Below are 16,101 nucleotides of genomic sequence, written 5' to 3' on the forward strand. Positions count from 1 at the left end.
CCGTGGAGCTGATCGACAGCCATACCCATCTGGACTTTCCGGATTTCGACGCGGACCGTCAGGCGTTGCTGGCCAAAAGCCGCGCCTTGGGGGTCAAGCGGATGGTGGTGCTGGGGGTTTATCAGCGCAATTGGCAGCGGGTCTGGGACCTGGTGCAAAGCGATACGCACCTGTATGCCGCATTCGGCCTACACCCGGTGTATCTCGACGAACACCGCCCCGCCGACCTCACGGAACTGGCCGGCTGGCTGACCCGCCTGGCCGGCCATCGGCAGTTATGCGCGGTGGGTGAAATCGGTCTGGATTACTTCCTGGAGACCCTCGATCGCGAGCGCCAGCAAACATTGTTTGAAGCACAGTTACAGCTGGCCGCCGACTTCCAGTTACCCGCCCTGCTGCACGTTCGGCGCAGCCACGCAGCGGTGATTGCCACCTTGAAGCGCTTCAAGCTCAAACGTGCCGGGATCATTCACGCCTTTGCCGGCAGCCGCGAGGAAGCCCGCGAGTACATCAAGCTCGGGTTCAAGCTGGGATTGGGTGGCGCGCCGACCTGGCCGCAAGCGCTGCGCCTGCACAAGGTGATTGCCGACTTGCCGCTGGAGTCGGTGGTACTGGAAACCGACTCACCGGACATGGCCCCCGCCATGTACCCCAACCAACGCAACAGCCCTGCCCACCTGCCGGCGATTTGCTCGGCCCTGGCACCGATCATGGCCATCAGCCCGGAACAACTGGCGGCCGCCAGCACGGCCAACGCCTGCGAAGTGTTCAACTGGTAATCAACCGCAGCGGCCCTGTGCAAACGACCGTTGTGGTGGCCGTCAGACCCGAAAGGCGCTGATCAAGTGCTTCAACTGCACGACCTGGGCTGACAGGGCGCGGCTGGCATCTTCGGTCTGGTGCGCGCCTTCGGCGGTGCGCTCGCCAGCGCGGTTGATCTCGACAATGTTTTGATCGATATCGTGCGCCACGGCGGTCTGCTGCTCGACGGCGGCCGCAATCTGCTGGTTCTGGTCGACGATCATGCCCACCGCGCCGAGAATGTTTTCCAGGGCCTGCTGAACCTTCTCCGATTGCCCGACGGTGCCGCTGGCCATCTGATGACTGACGCCCATGGCCTTCACCGCGGCCCCCACGCCAGCGTGCAGCCTGGCGATCATCTGTTCGATCTCTTCGGTCGATTGCTGGGTACGCTTGGCCAGGGTGCGGACTTCATCGGCCACCACCGCAAAACCACGTCCCTGCTCACCCGCCCGGGCCGCCTCGATGGCGGCATTGAGCGCCAACAGGTTGGTCTGTTCGGCAATACTCTTGATCACTTCCAGCACGCGACTGATGGACTGGCTGTCGCTGGCCAGTTGATTGATCACCAGCACCGATGCGTCGATCTCGCTGGCCAGTTGAGCAATGCTGCCTTGCTGCGACTCGACCAACCCACGCCCGCTGATGGTTTCGTCGTTCACGCTGTGGGCGCTGCTCACCGCGGCGGCGGCACTGCGCGCCACTTCCTGGGAGGTGGCCGACATCTGGTTCATCGCCGTGGCAACCTGCTCGATCTGCGTGCGCTGACCGGCCACCGCCTGATTGCTCTGGGCTGACACCGTTTGCACCTGGCCGGCCTGACGCTCGACCTCATTGACGGTTTTGCCGACCCGTTCGATCAGGTCATGAATCTTGGCCACCGTGCCGTTGAACACGTTACCCAGCTCACCCAGTTCATCTCGGCTGTGGGCGGTGAACGTCACGGTCATGTCACCGGCCGCCACTTTGTCCATGACCCCGCCCAGGCGTTTGAGCGTGGTCCGGGTGGAGGCGTAGAAGCCGCCGTAGAGATAGAAAATCAGCACGAACACCACACTGAGCGCCACCGCTTGCAGCACCATGTGCGTACGGTTCTGTTCCAGGCGTTGCTGCAATTGGACCGCAAGAAACTTCAGCGTCGCGTCGTTCAACTGGTAGGTCTGCGCCATCAGACCGGTGACCTGATCGTAAAAACCCTGCCAAGGTGCGTCGAGGGTGTCGGCCATCACCACCTGGTCTTCGAACAGCTCGCTGGCTTGCTTGAGCGTGGCCTGGCTGGCATTGGCCGCCGGTTCCAGCACCTCGCGCGCAGCCTGGCTGGCACCCAGCGCGTCCTGCAGTTTGAGGGCATATTCAGCCTGCAGCCTTTCCATCTGCGCCAGCAGTTCATCGAAGCGGGTGGACGACGCGGAATTCAGAAAGCCCTGCCCCAACGAGAACGCGCCCATTGCCCGGCCATCGCCGAGGATCTGCGTGACTCGGGGGGTGACGTTGGTGAGCAGTTCACTCAGTTGACGGATGTCGCCCTGGTTGTCCCGGCTCAAGCCGGACTGGCTGGTGATGATCTGGCCGAAAATCTGCGCATTGCCGAGCAGCTTGCCGATCATCGCGCTTTTGCTCTGCAGGGACTTCTCCGTCTGCTGGGCCTTGAACGCTGCGATCATTTCATCGCGCTTGGCATCGAACACGCTGACCTGTTCCGGGTCGCTGGTCATCGCGTTCAGCGCTTGCAGGCGCTCCAGCACGCTCTGCTCAAGGGCACTGATCTTCGACTCGATATCCCCCGCCTTGCCGGACTGGCCGAGGCTCGTGTTGATCTGCACCAGATTGTTCAGGGTTTCCAGGTCGCGCCGCAGGGTCAGGCCGCTGCCCAACAGGTCGAGACTTTGCAATTCAACCCGCGTCCCCTGGAATTCACGATACGAATCGCGCACCAGATAGAAGTTGGTCACCAGCATGGGTAGCAGGAACAGCACGCTGATCAGGCTGAACTTCATGCCGAAGCTCAGGCGATTCATCAGTGCAATGGCGGGATAGAGCAAGCTCTTCACTGGAAGTCTCCCTTGGATTTCTTATTGTTATTGGCAGGCACGCAGAGACGGCAGATAGCCACCATGGCGCGCTACTGCTGTATAACTTAAATCGGCGGAAGGTTTTGTAACTTAAGGTTAACGGCAGGAAGCTGTGCAGGCCTGTAGCAACTGGCGGCTACAGGCCCACGGGGTCTTCAGAGCAGGACAGTCCAAAGGGCAAAACCGGCATACCAGACCACTGCCGCCCGCAGCAACAGCTCCCAAATCTGATCCAGGTTGTTGAGACCGTCAGGTCCGGTCACCGGCGGTGGAATTTCTCCCGCCACCATGCCGGCTTTCTCGATCAACTGCGCGGCGCTGATGTTCCAGTTCAGCAGTTCATGGAGCATGGCCCGGCTGACGGCGACAAAATTACCCACCAGGGCGAAACTTACCGCCAGCAAGCGCACGGGCAACCAGTCAAAGGCGTGCCGCAGTTGCGCAGCACGCTCCACCAGTGCCGGGCTCTGGCCGTGCTCCGCGGCCAGGGCCAGCAAGCGATAGCTCAGGGCCGCCACCGGACCGAGCAGGAAATACCAGAAAATCACCGCGAAAAAACCCTGGTATGCTTCCCACACCAAATAGCCTTGCACCCGTTGCAGCAATTGCTCACCGCTGTCAGCGCAAACATCCAGATCGCGCTGGGCGACATGGGCGGCCGCTTGCAGGTCTTCCCGGCGCCAGGCATCACGAAACGGCCCCAGGCCTCCGAGCAAGTCGCCCCGACCCAGGCTGTAGATCACCACCAGCAAATGCACCGGCAAGGCCAGCAACCCATAGGCCACCGGCTCCAGCGCCAGTAGCAGCAGGCCAAGCACGGTCACCGGCAACAGCACCAGCAGCGCCAACACCACCCATGGCCGGTCAGTCAACCGCGAGGTGCTTTCCAGCCGGGTCAGTTCACGCAACCATCCACTGTCACGCTGCACCCGGTGTCGCAGCGCCGAGAACTTCTCGATCCAGACAGCCAGCAGTAACACCAGAAAACTCATTGTCCTTCCCCTTTTTCCAACGCCGCGCGATAGCGTGCCCAGTCGAACGCCGGCCCTGGGTCAGTCTTGCGTCCTGGGGCGATGTCACTGTGCCCCTGGATACGCTCAGTGGTGATTGCCGTAAAAGCGGCCTGCAACTGGTTTGTGAGAGCCGTCAGCGCTTGATACTGGGCATCGGTGAACGGCAGATCATCGGTGCCTTCCAGTTCGATGCCCAGCGAAAAATCATTACAGCTTTCGCGTCCCTGGAAGCTGGAAACACCTGCATGCCAGGCTCGCTCAAGACAAGAGACAAACTGCGTGATCGTGCCGTCACGCTCGATCAGAAAGTGCGCCGACACGCGCAGGTCGGCAATCCCTGCAAAGTAGGGATGTTCGGTGACATCCAGACGGTTCTGAAAAAATTCCTGCACCTTGCCCGTGGCGAACTGCGCCGGGGGCAGACTGATGTTGTGAATCACCAGCAAGGAAATTTCACCCGAGGGGCGCGCATTGAAGTTGGGGGACGGGCAGTGACGCACCCCGTCAAACCAGCCACTCGCGAGGTCCAGCTGCATACAGGTTCCTTCAACAACGGCTTTGACAGGCTTCAGTATGCCGTGATCGCCCCCAAGGTTGCGATCACTTGCCACGATTGAGTCGGTGTAACTGGCCAATGACCGACTCCAGGGCCTGATCGAACAGCACGCTGTCGTCCTCGGCCAGACACAGGGAGGGGGACTCAAGCGGGTTCCGGTCCAGATCGTTCCGGGTGTCCGGTGTCGGTTCGTACCGTTGCAAGTGCGAGCGCAAACGCAGCAGGTCGCGAGTCGAGAGGGGTTGCGGTCGGGTACGGGTTTCAAGCCCCGGCGCGACACTGCCACGCAGGTGACACAACAGTTGCTGCAAGGCAACGAAGACCTCCTGCACAGGTTTGTCGTCCTGAGGGATGCCTGTTGCACAGGGCTCGACACAGCTGTAGATCAATGAAGGCTCCTCCACAGGGCACGCCACAGCGGCGTTGAGCTCTGGCAGCACACCAGTGGCGATCAACAACTGGTTGGCGTGCGCGTAGATCTGGGTGGCTTCGCTCAGCACGTAGCGCTCGAACAAGGTGAGGATGATCAGCTTGACCCGGGTCTCCACCCCCAGATTGCGCCCGGCCCGCAAGAAATACTCGCACAGCATCGTCGGTCCCAGCGGGTTGCGGGCGTCTTCCAGCGGCTTGCCCAGCAGCGCGCTCAGGCGCAGGGTCAACTGGCGCAGGGCCAGGCCATCGCGGTTGAGTGCCCTGGATACCATGGCGTGCAGCGCCACCTGCCGCTCATGGTCGTCCTGGCGCTCGACCGGGTCGACAGTCATGGTCAGCGGCAAGCTGGCATGTGCGGGAACGTACTGGATCAGCCCGGCAAAGGCCTCGTAGAAGCACTCAAGGAAGCCGCGCTCGATGTTCTTGCGTTTGAGGCGCAAGTCGCGCATGGCTTCAAAGAAAGTATTTTGCTCCGAGTTGTCCCGGGCCCGGTCAGCCATTTCAAACAGGGTATCGTCGGCGTTATCGAACAGCACCTGCAAACCCTGTCGCAATTGCTGCGTGGCCTTGTCGCGAATCTGAAGCGCAATCACCGACAGGCGGGCGAGCGGCGATGGACTCGCCTGATCGGTAGTGCCCTTGTGCAAAGGCACCACATTCCCGTCGTTGTGCATCCAAGCCTCCTGAAAGGGATAACGCTGCGGTCCGGTATCAACCGTGAACCCCATGGCAAACGCTCGCACCCCGTGCGCAGTGCTACGTATAACGCACACCATCAGGTTTCGATGTTCGGAAGGGAGTCGGACTCGTCAAAGCCATGACGTCAATCTCAAGGCGCGATTATCTGGCAAAAGTCGCTCCGAGTGCCAGCGGACTCTGCTCGCGCCCTTGAAATAGCGCTTGGGTCGAGCAAACGCGCAAGGGAGTACACCCTCAAGGCATTTGCCGCCTTGGGTTCGCTCCCGGCATGGCCCTATAATCGGGCCACTTTGTTTGTGGAGCCCGTTATGCCGAACCTACGCCTCGCCGATTTGACCGCCGAAATCGAAGCCAACGTGCGCCGTGCGTTGCTGGAAGATATCGGCAGCGGCGACATCACCGCACAACTGATCCCGGCCGAACGCCTGGCCAAAGCCACCATCATCACCCGTGACGCCGCCGTCATCAGCGGTACTGCCTGGGTTGATGCGGTGTTCCGCCAGCTGGATCCACGCGTGGCCGTGCACTGGCAAGTGCGCGACGGTGAGCGCGTGAGCCCCGATCAGATCCTGTTTCACCTTGAAGGCCCGGCCCGCTCGCTACTGACAGGCGAGCGCAGCGCGCTGAACTTCCTGCAATTGCTCTCGGGGGTAGCCACCCGCGCGCAATACCTGGCCGACTTCGTCGCCGACACCCAGGTCAAGCTGCTGGACACCCGCAAGACCCTGCCTGGGCTGCGCCTGGCGCAAAAGTATGCGGTGACCTGCGGTAGCTGCCACAACCACCGTATCGGCCTGTATGACGCCTTCCTGATCAAGGAAAACCACATCGCCGCCTGTGGTGGCATCGCGCAAGCCATTGCGGCCGCGCACAAGATCGCCCCGGGAAAACCGGTGGAAGTTGAAGTGGAAAATCTGTCGGAGCTCAAAGAGGCGCTGGCGGCGGGCGCCGACATCATCATGCTCGATGAACTGAGCCTGGACGACATGCGCGAAGCCGTACGCCTGAACGCCGGCAAGGCGAAGCTGGAGGCCAGCGGCGGTGTCAACGAAAGCACCTTGCGGCCAATCGCCGAAACGGGCGTGGACTACATCTCGATTGGTGCGATGACCAAGGACGTGAAGGCTGTGGACCTGTCGATGCGTCTCAGTCTCTGAGGAGCCGCGGCAAGCGGCGAGCTACAAGCCTCAAGCGGCGCGGCTTTGTCTTGTAGCTTGCCGCTTGAAGCTTCAAGCCGCTCCTAGACCACCAGATTGTTCATCTCGCAGTATTCTTCCCATTCGACACCCAGCACTTCAGCCGCTTCCTTGTGCAATGCAAGGCGTGTCGCTTCGTACTCTTCTGGCGTCGAGGTGTACTTGAGCGTCAGCTCCCACGGCTGCAAGCCCTGGGCTTCGGCTTCATCCTCGAACGCCCACTGGATCTGATCTTTCTGATCATCGGGACTCAGGTCCTTGATCTCGTCCATCAGTTCCGGCGCATCAAGCATGTACTTCCTGAGCGCTTCTGCGTGCCTGTCTTGCTGGGTCATTTCTTTCACGGTCATGGCGTTCTCGCTGATCTGGGGAATGGAAGATGGATCTGGATCATCAAGGATCTCTCTGACGCAGAAAAACCGCTTCAAGCCTGGTTTGTCTGGCCTTCAGAACCATTCGGGATCATCTGAAAACTGCTGGGCGATGCTCATGCAGACATCAAATATAGGATGTTTGGCCGACGATTTACACGGCTCTTTGCATCTATTCCATAAAAAGCCATGCACATCAGGTGCAGCAGCCTTCGGGAACATAAATCCTCCCCCAGGTCATAGCGATATGCCATATCAGCACTTCACAAGGAGCGCCACAGTGATGCGCAGTTTCCCGAAGCTTTCGTCCGCCCTGCTGCTCGGCACCCTGACATTGGCCAGCACTACCCACGCCGCGGTTGAAGTCTCCTCTGGCCCGGCGTCTTACGACGACAAAATCCCTGCCATCCACAGCTCATTCGATAAGGACACACTGGTCAGAAGCAACGTCAGCATCACTGATCTGGAAAACCTGCAGAAAACCGTGAAGGCCAATGTCGACGAACTGGAAACCCAGAAGCGCACCATCGGCGACCAGGCCCGCCAGATAGAAGAACTCAAGCGCAACAGCGGCTCAAGCGCCAACTCGAACAACAGCGAAATCTCGAACCTCAAGCAACAGATCAGCGATCAAGATCGCACGATCGATCAACTCAAGCGGATCGTCGAGGAATTGAGCCAGAAGGTGAAATAAGGGGAGTGGCGTCGAATCTTACTGTGCCAGTTCAACCCGTGCCACCGCTAGAATCTGGTCACCGGCTCACGCCGCTTTCGGCGTCCGCTGTGCTACCGGTATCCCGGTTGAATCCACAGGCGGATGCGGACATTGACAGGCATCATGACCGAAAGTCGCTGGTGCGCCTTGGATCAGCAAAGTATTTTGCTTATCATCAGTAACAATCCAATTACATATGAGTATTTCCTTGGGCTCTATCTTGTTCGACCTCATCGCCTTCGTCATTTTTGCCCTGGATATCTGGGCGATCTTCAATGTGGTGAAAAGTAATGCAGATACCCTGAAGAAAGTTCTCTGGGTGGCACTGGTTGCATTTCTCCCAGTACTCGGCCTGATCATCTGGGCTCTGACCGGCCCACGCGGCAACATTCGTCTGCCCTCATCCAACTGAGGCACAGCGCACGAGCTTAGCGTGATTGATCTGGAGCCGAACACCGTAGTATCCAACGGCCCAGACCAGGCCTGACTGACGTCGGGCCTCGGATTGCCTGTACCACCGTCCGCTGAAACCCTCCCGAGATGAGCCCCCCCCCACTGACTTCAAGCAGTATGCGTGCATGGCAACAATTCCACGCCATGACCATGGGTTGACCTGACATATAAGCGAATGAGTCGTTTGCAAAAACGCACCATGAGTGACCGTTGCAACGACTGCTCCTGATCAGGAACCATGGTAACGCCCTGGAAGATTACCTTTGCGCCCGTTGATCTCAGTCTGGTCGCGATCAGATCGAGATTCCTTTCGTACTCATCCAGCGGAACCGCGATTACCCCTCGACAGACATCGTGGCGGGAGGGGTGTCGTTTTGAAGCATTACCCCCCTGGGGGGCGCACCCCTTGTAGTGGGCCAAGGCGAAGTGACGGAGCCTCACTTTGAGCCGGACGGTTTAAACGTGAGCTATGGTCAGCCCCCAAAACCTTGGCAGGCAAGGAAGGTCTGGGAAACCATAGACAACAAAAAGCCCGCACCAGGCGGGCCTTTTGTGGGATTTCGGGTGGTTTTGACACCACCTGGAATTAAATAACGGTGCCCGAGACAGGAATCGAACCTGCGACCTTCGCGTTACGAGTGCGCTGCTCTACCGGCTGAGCTACACGGGCGGTGGGCTAAACCTAGCACCGCTTTTGAGGTCCGGCAACCTGTGGCGAGGGAGCATGCTCGCGCTGGGTTGCGAAGCAACCACCAAGGCGCTCGAGCAGGTCCGCTGCGATTGACGACTTACGACTGCTGCGCCCGAACGCGGACCGGCCGGCGGGAGCAAGCTCCCTCGCCACGGTACTTTCCTACAGACAAAAAAATGCCCCGCGGCTTTCACCGTGGGGCATTTTTACAGCGTTGAAGCAGTCAGCCTACGGGAGTGATTAAACGCCCGAAGCCTTGGCTGCTGCCACGTCTTTGATGGACAGCTTGATACGGCCGCGGTTGTCCACGTCCAGTACCAGTACTTCCACTTCCTGACCTTCTTTCAGGATGTCGGTCACTTTCTCAACGCGAGCATCGCTCAGCATCGAGATGTGAACCAGACCGTCCTTGCCAGGCAGGATGTTGACGAATGCGCCGAAGTCGACGATGCGCTCAACCTTACCGACGTAGATCTTGCCGATCTCGGCTTCTGCGGTGATACCCAGAACGCGCTGGCGTGCCGCTTCAGCCGCTTCCTTGGTTTCGCCGAAGATCTTGATCGAACCGTCGTCTTCGATATCGATCGAAGCCTTGGTCTCTTCACAGATCGCACGAATGGTCGCGCCGCCTTTACCGATGACATCACGGATTTTGTCGGTGTCGATCTTCATCGCGATCATGGTCGGAGCGTTTTCCGACAGTTCGGTACGCGACTGACCAATGATCTGGTTCATCTGGCCGAGGATGTTCAGGCGCGCTTCCAGGGCTTGGCCCAGAGCGATTTCCATGATTTCTTCGGTGATGCCCTTGATCTTGATGTCCATCTGCAGCGCGGTCACACCTTTGGCGGTACCGGCTACTTTGAAGTCCATGTCGCCCAGGTGGTCTTCGTCACCCAGGATGTCGGTCAGGACGGCGAATTTCTCGCCTTCTTTAACCAGACCCATGGCGATACCGGCAACCGGTGCCTTCATCGGAACGCCGGCATCCATCAGGGCCAGGGACGCGCCGCAGACCGAAGCCATGGAGCTCGAACCGTTGGACTCGGTGATTTCCGACACAACACGAATGGTGTACGGGAACACGTCGGCAGCCGGCAGCATGGCCTGAACCGAACGGCGGGCCAGACGGCCGTGACCGATTTCGCGACGACCAGCGCCACCCATGCGACCACACTCGCCTACCGAGAACGGAGGGAAGTTGTAGTGCAGCATGAACGGGTCTTTTTTCTCGCCTTCCAGGGTGTCCAGCAGTTGTGCGTCACGGGCGGTGCCCAGAGTCGCGACTACCAGAGCCTGGGTTTCGCCACGGGTGAACAGTGCCGAACCGTGGGTCTTCGGCAGAACACCGACTTCGATGTTCAGCGGACGTACGGTGCGGGTATCGCGACCGTCGATACGTGGCTTGCCGTTTACGATGTTTTCGCGAACGGTGCGGTATTCGATTTCACCGAAAGCCGCTTTGACTTCGCTGGAAGAAGGCTGGCCTTCTTCACCGGACAGCTTGGCAACTACCTGGTCTTTCAGTTCGCCCAGACGAGCGTAACGGTCGGCCTTGATGGTGATGGTGTAAGCCTGGGAGATCGCTTCGCCGAACTCGGCACGGATAGCGCCCAGCAGTTCGGTGGCTTCAGCCTGGGGAGCCCAGGTCCAGGTTGGCTTGGCAGCTTCGGCAGCCAGCTCTTTAACCGCGTTGATCACAACCTGGAACTCGTCGTGAGCAAACAGTACCGCGCCCAGCATCTGGTCTTCGGTCAGCTCTTTGGCTTCCGATTCAACCATCAATACCGCTTCCGAAGTACCGGCAACGACCATGTCCAGGCTCGAAGCTTTCAGTTGTTCGTAAGTCGGGTTCAGCAGGTAGCCGGTGCTTTCGTGGAACGCAACGCGGGCAGCGCCGATCGGGCCATCGAAAGGAATGCCGGAGATGGCCAGGGCAGCCGAGGTACCGATCATCGCAGCGATGTCCGGATCGGTCTTCTTGCTGGTGGAAACGACGGTGCAGACAACCTGCACTTCGTTCATGAAGCCTTCCGGGAACAGCGGACGGATCGGACGGTCGATCAGTCGGGAAGTCAGGGTTTCTTTCTCGGAAGGACGGCCTTCGCGCTTGAAGAAACCGCCAGGGATCTTACCGGCAGCGTAAGTTTTTTCCTGGTAGTGAACAGACAGAGGGAAGAAGCCCTTGCCTGGATCGGCTTGCTTGGCACCGACTACGGTCACCAATACGCTGACGTCGTCGTCAACGGTGACCAATACTGCGCCGGAGGCCTGACGGGCGATACGGCCAGTCTCGAGGGTAACGGTCGACTGACCGAACTGGAATTTTTTGATTACCGGGTTCACGGTGTCCTACCTTCTTTGTGGCTCTTGGGGAACTGGTTTTCTTGCGAAATTCTTGGGCAATGTCGGGAATCGGCCCGGCGTGTATTGTCCAGGTAAAACTACTGTCCAGATAAAACTTGAGGCTGGGAGCCTGCCATGTGCCAGCGGGAAACCCGCTGACGCACGACAGACAACCAACCTCTAGCGCAATCGCTTATTAGCGACGCAGACCCAGGCGAGCGATCAGAGCGCTGTAACGGCTCACGTCCTTGCCTTTCAGGTAGTCCAGCAGCTTACGACGCTGGTTTACCATGCGGATCAGACCACGACGGGAGTGGTGATCTTTACCGTTGGCCTTGAAGTGACCTTGCAGTTTGTTGATGTTGTGGGTCAGCAGTGCAACTTGCACTTCTGGAGAACCAGTGTCACCAACAGCTTGCTGGTAGTCAGCTACGATTTGGGCTTTTTCTTGAACGTCGAGAGCCATGAGGCAATCCTTTTATCAGGAAACTGTTTCAGAAAAACAGCTTCAACAGGCCAGGGACAAATCCCTGTATCTAAAAATGAGTAGTGACCGTGCCTGTTAACAGCCACCCTCGCCAGCCTGCTTAAAAGCTGCTGCGCTCGGTAATACTGCGTCAAAAACCGGCTCGGAATGCTCATTGACAGCAGTCAACTCCGCTTCCTCGCCTGTTTTTTCCTTGTCTTCCCTTCGCTCGCTACGCTTTTACGCAGACTGGTTTCGGTCATTCTGACCGAATCAGTCGACGTGGCGCGATGCGCCCGTCTTCGCTCACTTCACCGATTCCGATGAAGCGACCATTGTGATCCTGTACCCGTACCATGCCGAACTTCGGTGCATCCGGGGCGCGTACCGGCTGGCCGTTAAGCCAGTAGAACGAGCTGTGCTCCGAGAATTGCAGCAGCGGCCAATCCAGCAGACCACTGTCCGATGGCATCAGGAAGCGATCGACTGCTTCGTTGCCGCCTTCGGCATGTACCGCTTCCAACTCTTCCAGCGTGACCGTCTGGGCCAGGCTGAACGGACCGGCCTGGGTACGTCGCAATTCAGCCACGTAAGCGCCACAACCGAGCTGTTCACCGATATCTTCCACCAGGGTACGGATATAGGTGCCTTTGCTGCAATCTACGGCAAAGCGCGCAGTATCACCTTCAAAGGCCAGCAATTCCAAGCGCGCTATAGTAACAGAACGCGGTTCGCGCTCCACCACTTCACCTGCACGCGCCAGCTTGTACAGTGGCTGCCCATCACGCTTGAGGGCTGAGTACATCGGCGGTATCTGACTGATTTGCCCACGAAATTTTGGCAAGACCGCTTCAATATCGGCGCGACCAACGGTCACGGGGCGCTCCAGTAAAACATCACCCTCAGCATCTGCCGTGGTGGTGGTCTTGCCCAATTGCGCCAGGGTTTCATAACCCTTGTCGGAATCGAGCAGGTATTGCGAGAACTTGGTGGCCTCACCGAAGCACAACGGCAACACACCGGTGGCCAGCGGATCGAGGCTGCCGGTGTGACCGGCCTTCTCGGCATTGAGCAGCCAGCGAACCTTCTGCAAGGCCGCGTTGGAAGTGAACCCCAGTGGCTTGTCGAGCAGGATAATGCCGCTGACGTTACGACGGATACGTTTGACCTGAGCCACCGATTACTCCTTGGCGTCCTGGGCTTGGACCGCGACCGGGTGCTGATTGTCTTCAGCCACCGCGCGCTCGATCAATGCCGACAGGTGCGCGCCACGCACGACGCTTTCGTCGTAGTGGAAGTGCAACTGTGGAACGCTGCGCAGTTTCATCTCGCGAGCCAACTGCATGCGCAGGAAACCGGCGGCGGAATTGAGCACCTTGATGCTCTGGGCGATATCTTCGGCGCTGTCCTGCCCCATCACGGTGATGAAGATCTTGGCGTGACCGACGTCACGGCTGACTTCAACAGCGGTAATGGTGACCAGGCCGACGCGCGGGTCTTTGACTTCACGACGGATCAGTTGTGCCAGCTCGCGCTGCATCTGATCGCCGATACGTTGGGTACGGCTGTATTCTTTTGCCATGTCTTGTTACCTGTTACTGCCTCACGGTGAAACCCGTGTGGTCTGAAAGCGGCAAACGCCCGGCCTGACAGAAGCCAGACCGGGCGTTGCGTTTAGAGTCCGGGTGATGCGCCGTGCATTTGCATGCGGCTGCCCATCACGGCTCTTGAAGTGCGCGAGTTAGAGGCTGCGAGCAACCTGAACTTTCTCGAAGACTTCGATCTTGTCACCGACCTTGACGTCGTTGTAGCTCTTCACGCCGATACCGCATTCCATGCCGGCACGTACTTCGGAAGCGTCATCCTTGAAGCGGCGCAGGGATTCCAGCTCGCCTTCGAAGATAACGATGTCTTCACGCAGTACACGGATTGGACGGTTACGGTGCACAACACCTTCGATAACCATGCAACCGGCGATCGCGCCAAACTTCGGCGAACGGAACACGTCGCGGACTTCAGCAATACCCAGGATGTTCTCCCGGACGTCGCTGCCAAGCATGCCGGTCAGGGCTTTCTTGACGTCTTCGATGATGTCGTAGATCACGTTGTAGTAACGCATATCCAGACCTTCCTGCTCGACGATCTTGCGAGCGCCAGCATCGGCACGCACGTTGAAACCGAACAGTACAGCGTTGGAGGCCAGTGCCAGGTTGGCGTCGGATTCGGTGATACCACCGACACCGCCACCCACGACACGCACTTGCACTTCGTCGTTACCCAGGCCGTTCAAGGCACCGTTCAACGCTTCCAACGAACCACGGACGTCAGATTTGAGGACGATGTTAAGCGTCTTCTTCTCTTCCTGGCCCATGTTTTCGAAGATGTTTTCCAGCTTGCCTGCGTGAGCGCGCGCCAGTTTGACTTCGCGGAACTTGCCTTGACGGAACAGAGCCACTTCACGGGCTTTCTTCTCGTCGGCAACCACGCTCATCTCGTCGCCAGCGTCCGGGGTACCGTCCAGGCCGAGGATCTCGACAGGGATGGAAGGACCGGCTTCCTTGATTGGCTTGCCGTTCTCGTCGAGCATGGCGCGAACGCGGCCATAGTTCGAACCGACCAGGACCATGTCGCCTTGGCGCAGGGTACCGTCTTGAACCAGAACGGTTGCCACCGGGCCACGACCTTTGTCCAGACGCGATTCAACCACGACGCCACGGCCAGGAGCCGAAGGAGTCGCTTTCAGTTCGAGAACTTCAGCTTGCAGCAGAACAGCTTCGAGCAACTCGTCCACGCCAGTACCGACTTTCGCCGAAACCGATACGAACGGGGTGTCGCCGCCCCACTCTTCCGAGGTCACGCCGTGAACCGACAGTTCGCTACGGATGCGATCGAGATCGGCGCCCGGCTTGTCGATCTTGTTCACTGCAACAACCAGTGGAACACCGGCCGCTACTGCGTGCTGGACAGCTTCAATGGTCTGCGGCATCACGCCGTCGTCCGCTGCAACTACCAGGATCACGATGTCGGTCGCCTTGGCACCACGGGCACGCATGGCGGTAAACGCGGCGTGACCTGGGGTGTCGAGGAAGGTGACCATGCCGCGCTCGGTTTCAACGTGGTAGGCACCGATATGCTGGGTGATACCGCCGGCTTCGCCAGCCGCTACCTTGGCACGACGGATGTAGTCGAGCAGCGAGGTCTTACCATGGTCAACGTGGCCCATTACGGTCACGACTGGCGCACGGGAGAAAGCCTCACCTTCAAACTTCAGGGACTCGGCCAGGGAATCTTCCAGGGCAGTGTCGCTGACCAGGGTCACTTTGTGGCCCAGCTCTTCAGCTACCAGTTGAGCAGTTTCCTGATCGAGTACCTGATTGATGGTCGCTGGAGTACCCAGTTTGAACATGAACTTGATGATTTCAGCAGCCTTCACCGACATCTGTTGAGCGAGATCGCCAACAGTGATGGTTTCGCCGATCTTCACTTCACGCACGACAGGGCCGGTTGGGCTCTGGAAACCGTGAGCGTTGCGTTTCTTCAGCTTGGCCTTGCCGCGACCACCACGACGGAAGCCATCGCTTTCTTCGTCGGTAGTACGTGGCGCAACGCGTGGCGCAGGCGCTTTTTCCTTGACCGAAGCACGATGCGGAGCGTTTTTGCGCTCGCCATCGCCACTGCCACGACGATTGCTATCGTCGGCGCGTGGTTTGTCCGGACGGCGCTGTTCGTTCTGCTTGTTGCGAACGTCAGCAGACGGTGCTGGAGCAGCTGCAACGACTGGCGCGCTTTCGCGCACTGGTGCGGCAACTGCCGCCGGCGCTGCAACAGCGTCGTTAGTAGCGGTTTGCGCAGCAGCAGGCTGGCGACGCGCTTCTTCTTCGGCGCGACGCTTGGCTTCTTCTTCAGCCTTCTGACGAGCAGCATTTTCTACTGCGCGACGTTCTTCCAGTTCGCGTTTGCGCTCGGCTTCGATTTCTTCCGGGCTGCGCTGTACGAAAACTTTCTTTTTACGGACTTCAACGCTGATGCTTTTGCTGCCAGCAACCCGCAGGGTGCTGGTGGTTTTACGCTGCAGCGTGATCTTGCGTGGTTCTTCCACTTTCGCCTTGTGACTGCTTTTCAAGTGAGTCAGCAAAGATTGCTTCTCACTGTCAGTCACATGTTCTTCGGCGGCGGTGTGCGGCAGACCTGCCTCACGCATCTGCTGCAACAGGCGCTCTACCGGTGTTTTGACCTCATCGGCCAGTTGTTTCACCGTGACTTGCGTCATGCACTTCTCTCCTCAGGCCG

13 protein-coding genes, 1 tRNA gene and 1 pseudogene are annotated in these 16,101 nt (G+C 59.0%); 4 read left to right on the forward strand and 11 right to left on the reverse strand.

Annotated features, from left to right (window positions below; all coding sequences use genetic code 11):
* The first annotated feature begins 2 nt into the window (after positions 1-2).
* The gene (locus CKW07_RS11705) at positions 3-779 is read left to right on the forward strand and encodes a TatD family hydrolase (RefSeq protein ID WP_095145046.1); all 777 of its coding nucleotides are present in this window, start codon (positions 3-5) and stop codon (positions 777-779) included.
* Positions 780-821: 42 nt separating this feature from the next.
* Here the strand turns inward: CKW07_RS11705 and CKW07_RS11710 are convergent, their stop codons facing one another.
* From CKW07_RS11710 to CKW07_RS11725, 4 genes and pseudogenes are all read right to left on the reverse strand, one after another.
* Positions 822-2,852 carry a methyl-accepting chemotaxis protein gene (locus CKW07_RS11710; protein ID WP_095145047.1) on the reverse strand — a complete coding sequence of 677 codons (2,031 nt, stop codon included), beginning with the start codon at positions 2,850-2,852 and terminating at the stop codon, positions 822-824.
* Positions 2,853-3,028: 176 nt separating this feature from the next.
* Positions 3,029-3,865: a regulatory signaling modulator protein AmpE gene (gene ampE / locus CKW07_RS11715; RefSeq protein WP_095145048.1), complete on the reverse strand. Its 837-nt coding sequence runs from the start codon at positions 3,863-3,865 to the stop codon at positions 3,029-3,031.
* A complete protein-coding gene (gene ampD, locus CKW07_RS11720) occupies positions 3,862-4,422 on the reverse strand; it encodes a 1,6-anhydro-N-acetylmuramyl-L-alanine amidase AmpD (RefSeq protein WP_095145049.1) in 561 nt (186 codons plus the stop codon). The genes ampE and ampD overlap by 4 nt, the downstream gene beginning before the upstream one ends.
* Positions 4,423-4,585: 163 nt before the next feature.
* Positions 4,586-5,548: pseudogene (locus CKW07_RS11725) on the reverse strand (DUF1631 family protein); the annotation flags it as partial.
* A gap of 333 nt (positions 5,549-5,881) precedes the next feature.
* Here CKW07_RS11725 and nadC point away from each other — a divergent pair.
* Positions 5,882-6,730 carry a carboxylating nicotinate-nucleotide diphosphorylase gene (gene nadC / locus CKW07_RS11730; RefSeq protein ID WP_095145051.1) on the forward strand — a complete coding sequence of 283 codons (849 nt, stop codon included), beginning with the start codon at positions 5,882-5,884 and terminating at the stop codon, positions 6,728-6,730.
* Between the two features lie 83 nt (positions 6,731-6,813).
* On the opposite strand, the gene CKW07_RS11735 is transcribed toward nadC, so the two are convergent.
* The gene (locus tag CKW07_RS11735) at positions 6,814-7,119 is read right to left on the reverse strand and encodes a DUF6388 family protein (RefSeq protein ID WP_095081625.1); all 306 of its coding nucleotides are present in this window, start codon (positions 7,117-7,119) and stop codon (positions 6,814-6,816) included.
* 304 nt (positions 7,120-7,423) lie between these two features.
* Between CKW07_RS11735 and CKW07_RS11740 the strand changes: the two genes are divergently transcribed.
* Together CKW07_RS11740 and CKW07_RS11745 are read left to right on the forward strand one after the other, a co-directional pair.
* Entirely contained in the window at positions 7,424-7,834 is a 411-nt protein-coding gene (locus CKW07_RS11740; protein ID WP_095145052.1) for a hypothetical protein, read from the forward strand.
* A gap of 217 nt (positions 7,835-8,051) precedes the next feature.
* Positions 8,052-8,267 (forward strand): PLD nuclease N-terminal domain-containing protein, encoded by a 216-nt coding sequence (locus CKW07_RS11745; protein WP_095081631.1) that lies wholly within the window; start codon positions 8,052-8,054, stop codon positions 8,265-8,267.
* A 638-nt stretch (positions 8,268-8,905) separates the two neighbouring features.
* On the opposite strand, the gene CKW07_RS11750 is transcribed toward CKW07_RS11745, so the two are convergent.
* The 6 genes from CKW07_RS11750 to infB form a co-directional block, all read right to left on the reverse strand.
* Positions 8,906-8,978 (reverse strand) — tRNA-Thr (locus tag CKW07_RS11750).
* 261 nt (positions 8,979-9,239) lie between these two features.
* Positions 9,240-11,345, reverse strand: coding sequence for a polyribonucleotide nucleotidyltransferase (gene pnp / locus CKW07_RS11755; RefSeq protein ID WP_095145053.1), 2,106 nt, complete (start codon positions 11,343-11,345; stop codon positions 9,240-9,242).
* A 196-nt stretch (positions 11,346-11,541) separates the two neighbouring features.
* Entirely contained in the window at positions 11,542-11,811 is a 270-nt protein-coding gene (rpsO, locus tag CKW07_RS11760) for a 30S ribosomal protein S15 (protein ID WP_003197723.1), read from the reverse strand.
* A 259-nt stretch (positions 11,812-12,070) separates the two neighbouring features.
* The gene (gene truB, locus CKW07_RS11765; RefSeq protein ID WP_095145054.1) at positions 12,071-12,988 is read right to left on the reverse strand and encodes a tRNA pseudouridine(55) synthase TruB; all 918 of its coding nucleotides are present in this window, start codon (positions 12,986-12,988) and stop codon (positions 12,071-12,073) included.
* A 3-nt stretch (positions 12,989-12,991) separates the two neighbouring features.
* Positions 12,992-13,393, reverse strand: a complete 402-nt coding sequence (gene rbfA, locus CKW07_RS11770; RefSeq protein ID WP_095145055.1) for a 30S ribosome-binding factor RbfA — start codon at positions 13,391-13,393, stop codon at positions 12,992-12,994.
* Positions 13,394-13,552: 159 nt separating this feature from the next.
* Positions 13,553-16,081 (reverse strand): translation initiation factor IF-2, encoded by a 2,529-nt coding sequence (infB, locus tag CKW07_RS11775; RefSeq protein WP_095145056.1) that lies wholly within the window; start codon positions 16,079-16,081, stop codon positions 13,553-13,555.
* Between the last annotated feature and the right edge of the window lie 20 nt (positions 16,082-16,101).

Source organism: Pseudomonas sp. Irchel s3b6, assembly GCF_900187415.1.
In the GTDB taxonomy this organism is placed as follows: domain Bacteria; phylum Pseudomonadota; class Gammaproteobacteria; order Pseudomonadales; family Pseudomonadaceae; genus Aquipseudomonas.

What these genes read in the sequence shown, in the direction of transcription:
- ampE (WP_095145048.1), bottom strand. Translation starts at nt 3,865, where the DNA reads ATGAGTTTTCTGGTGTTACTGCTGGCTGTCTGGATCGAGAAGTTCTCG.
- ampD (WP_095145049.1), bottom strand. Translation starts at nt 4,422, where the DNA reads ATGCAGCTGGACCTCGCGAGTGGCTGGTTTGACGGGGTGCGTCACTGC.
- nadC (WP_095145051.1), top strand. Translation starts at nt 5,882, where the DNA reads ATGCCGAACCTACGCCTCGCCGATTTGACCGCCGAAATCGAAGCCAAC.
- CKW07_RS11735 (WP_095081625.1), bottom strand. Translation starts at nt 7,119, where the DNA reads ATGACCGTGAAAGAAATGACCCAGCAAGACAGGCACGCAGAAGCGCTC.
- CKW07_RS11740 (WP_095145052.1), top strand. Translation starts at nt 7,424, where the DNA reads ATGCGCAGTTTCCCGAAGCTTTCGTCCGCCCTGCTGCTCGGCACCCTG.
- CKW07_RS11745 (WP_095081631.1), top strand. Translation starts at nt 8,052, where the DNA reads ATGAGTATTTCCTTGGGCTCTATCTTGTTCGACCTCATCGCCTTCGTC.
- rpsO (WP_003197723.1), bottom strand. Translation starts at nt 11,811, where the DNA reads ATGGCTCTCGACGTTCAAGAAAAAGCCCAAATCGTAGCTGACTACCAG.
- rbfA (WP_095145055.1), bottom strand. Translation starts at nt 13,393, where the DNA reads ATGGCAAAAGAATACAGCCGTACCCAACGTATCGGCGATCAGATGCAG.
- infB (WP_095145056.1), bottom strand. Translation starts at nt 16,081, where the DNA reads ATGACGCAAGTCACGGTGAAACAACTGGCCGATGAGGTCAAAACACCG.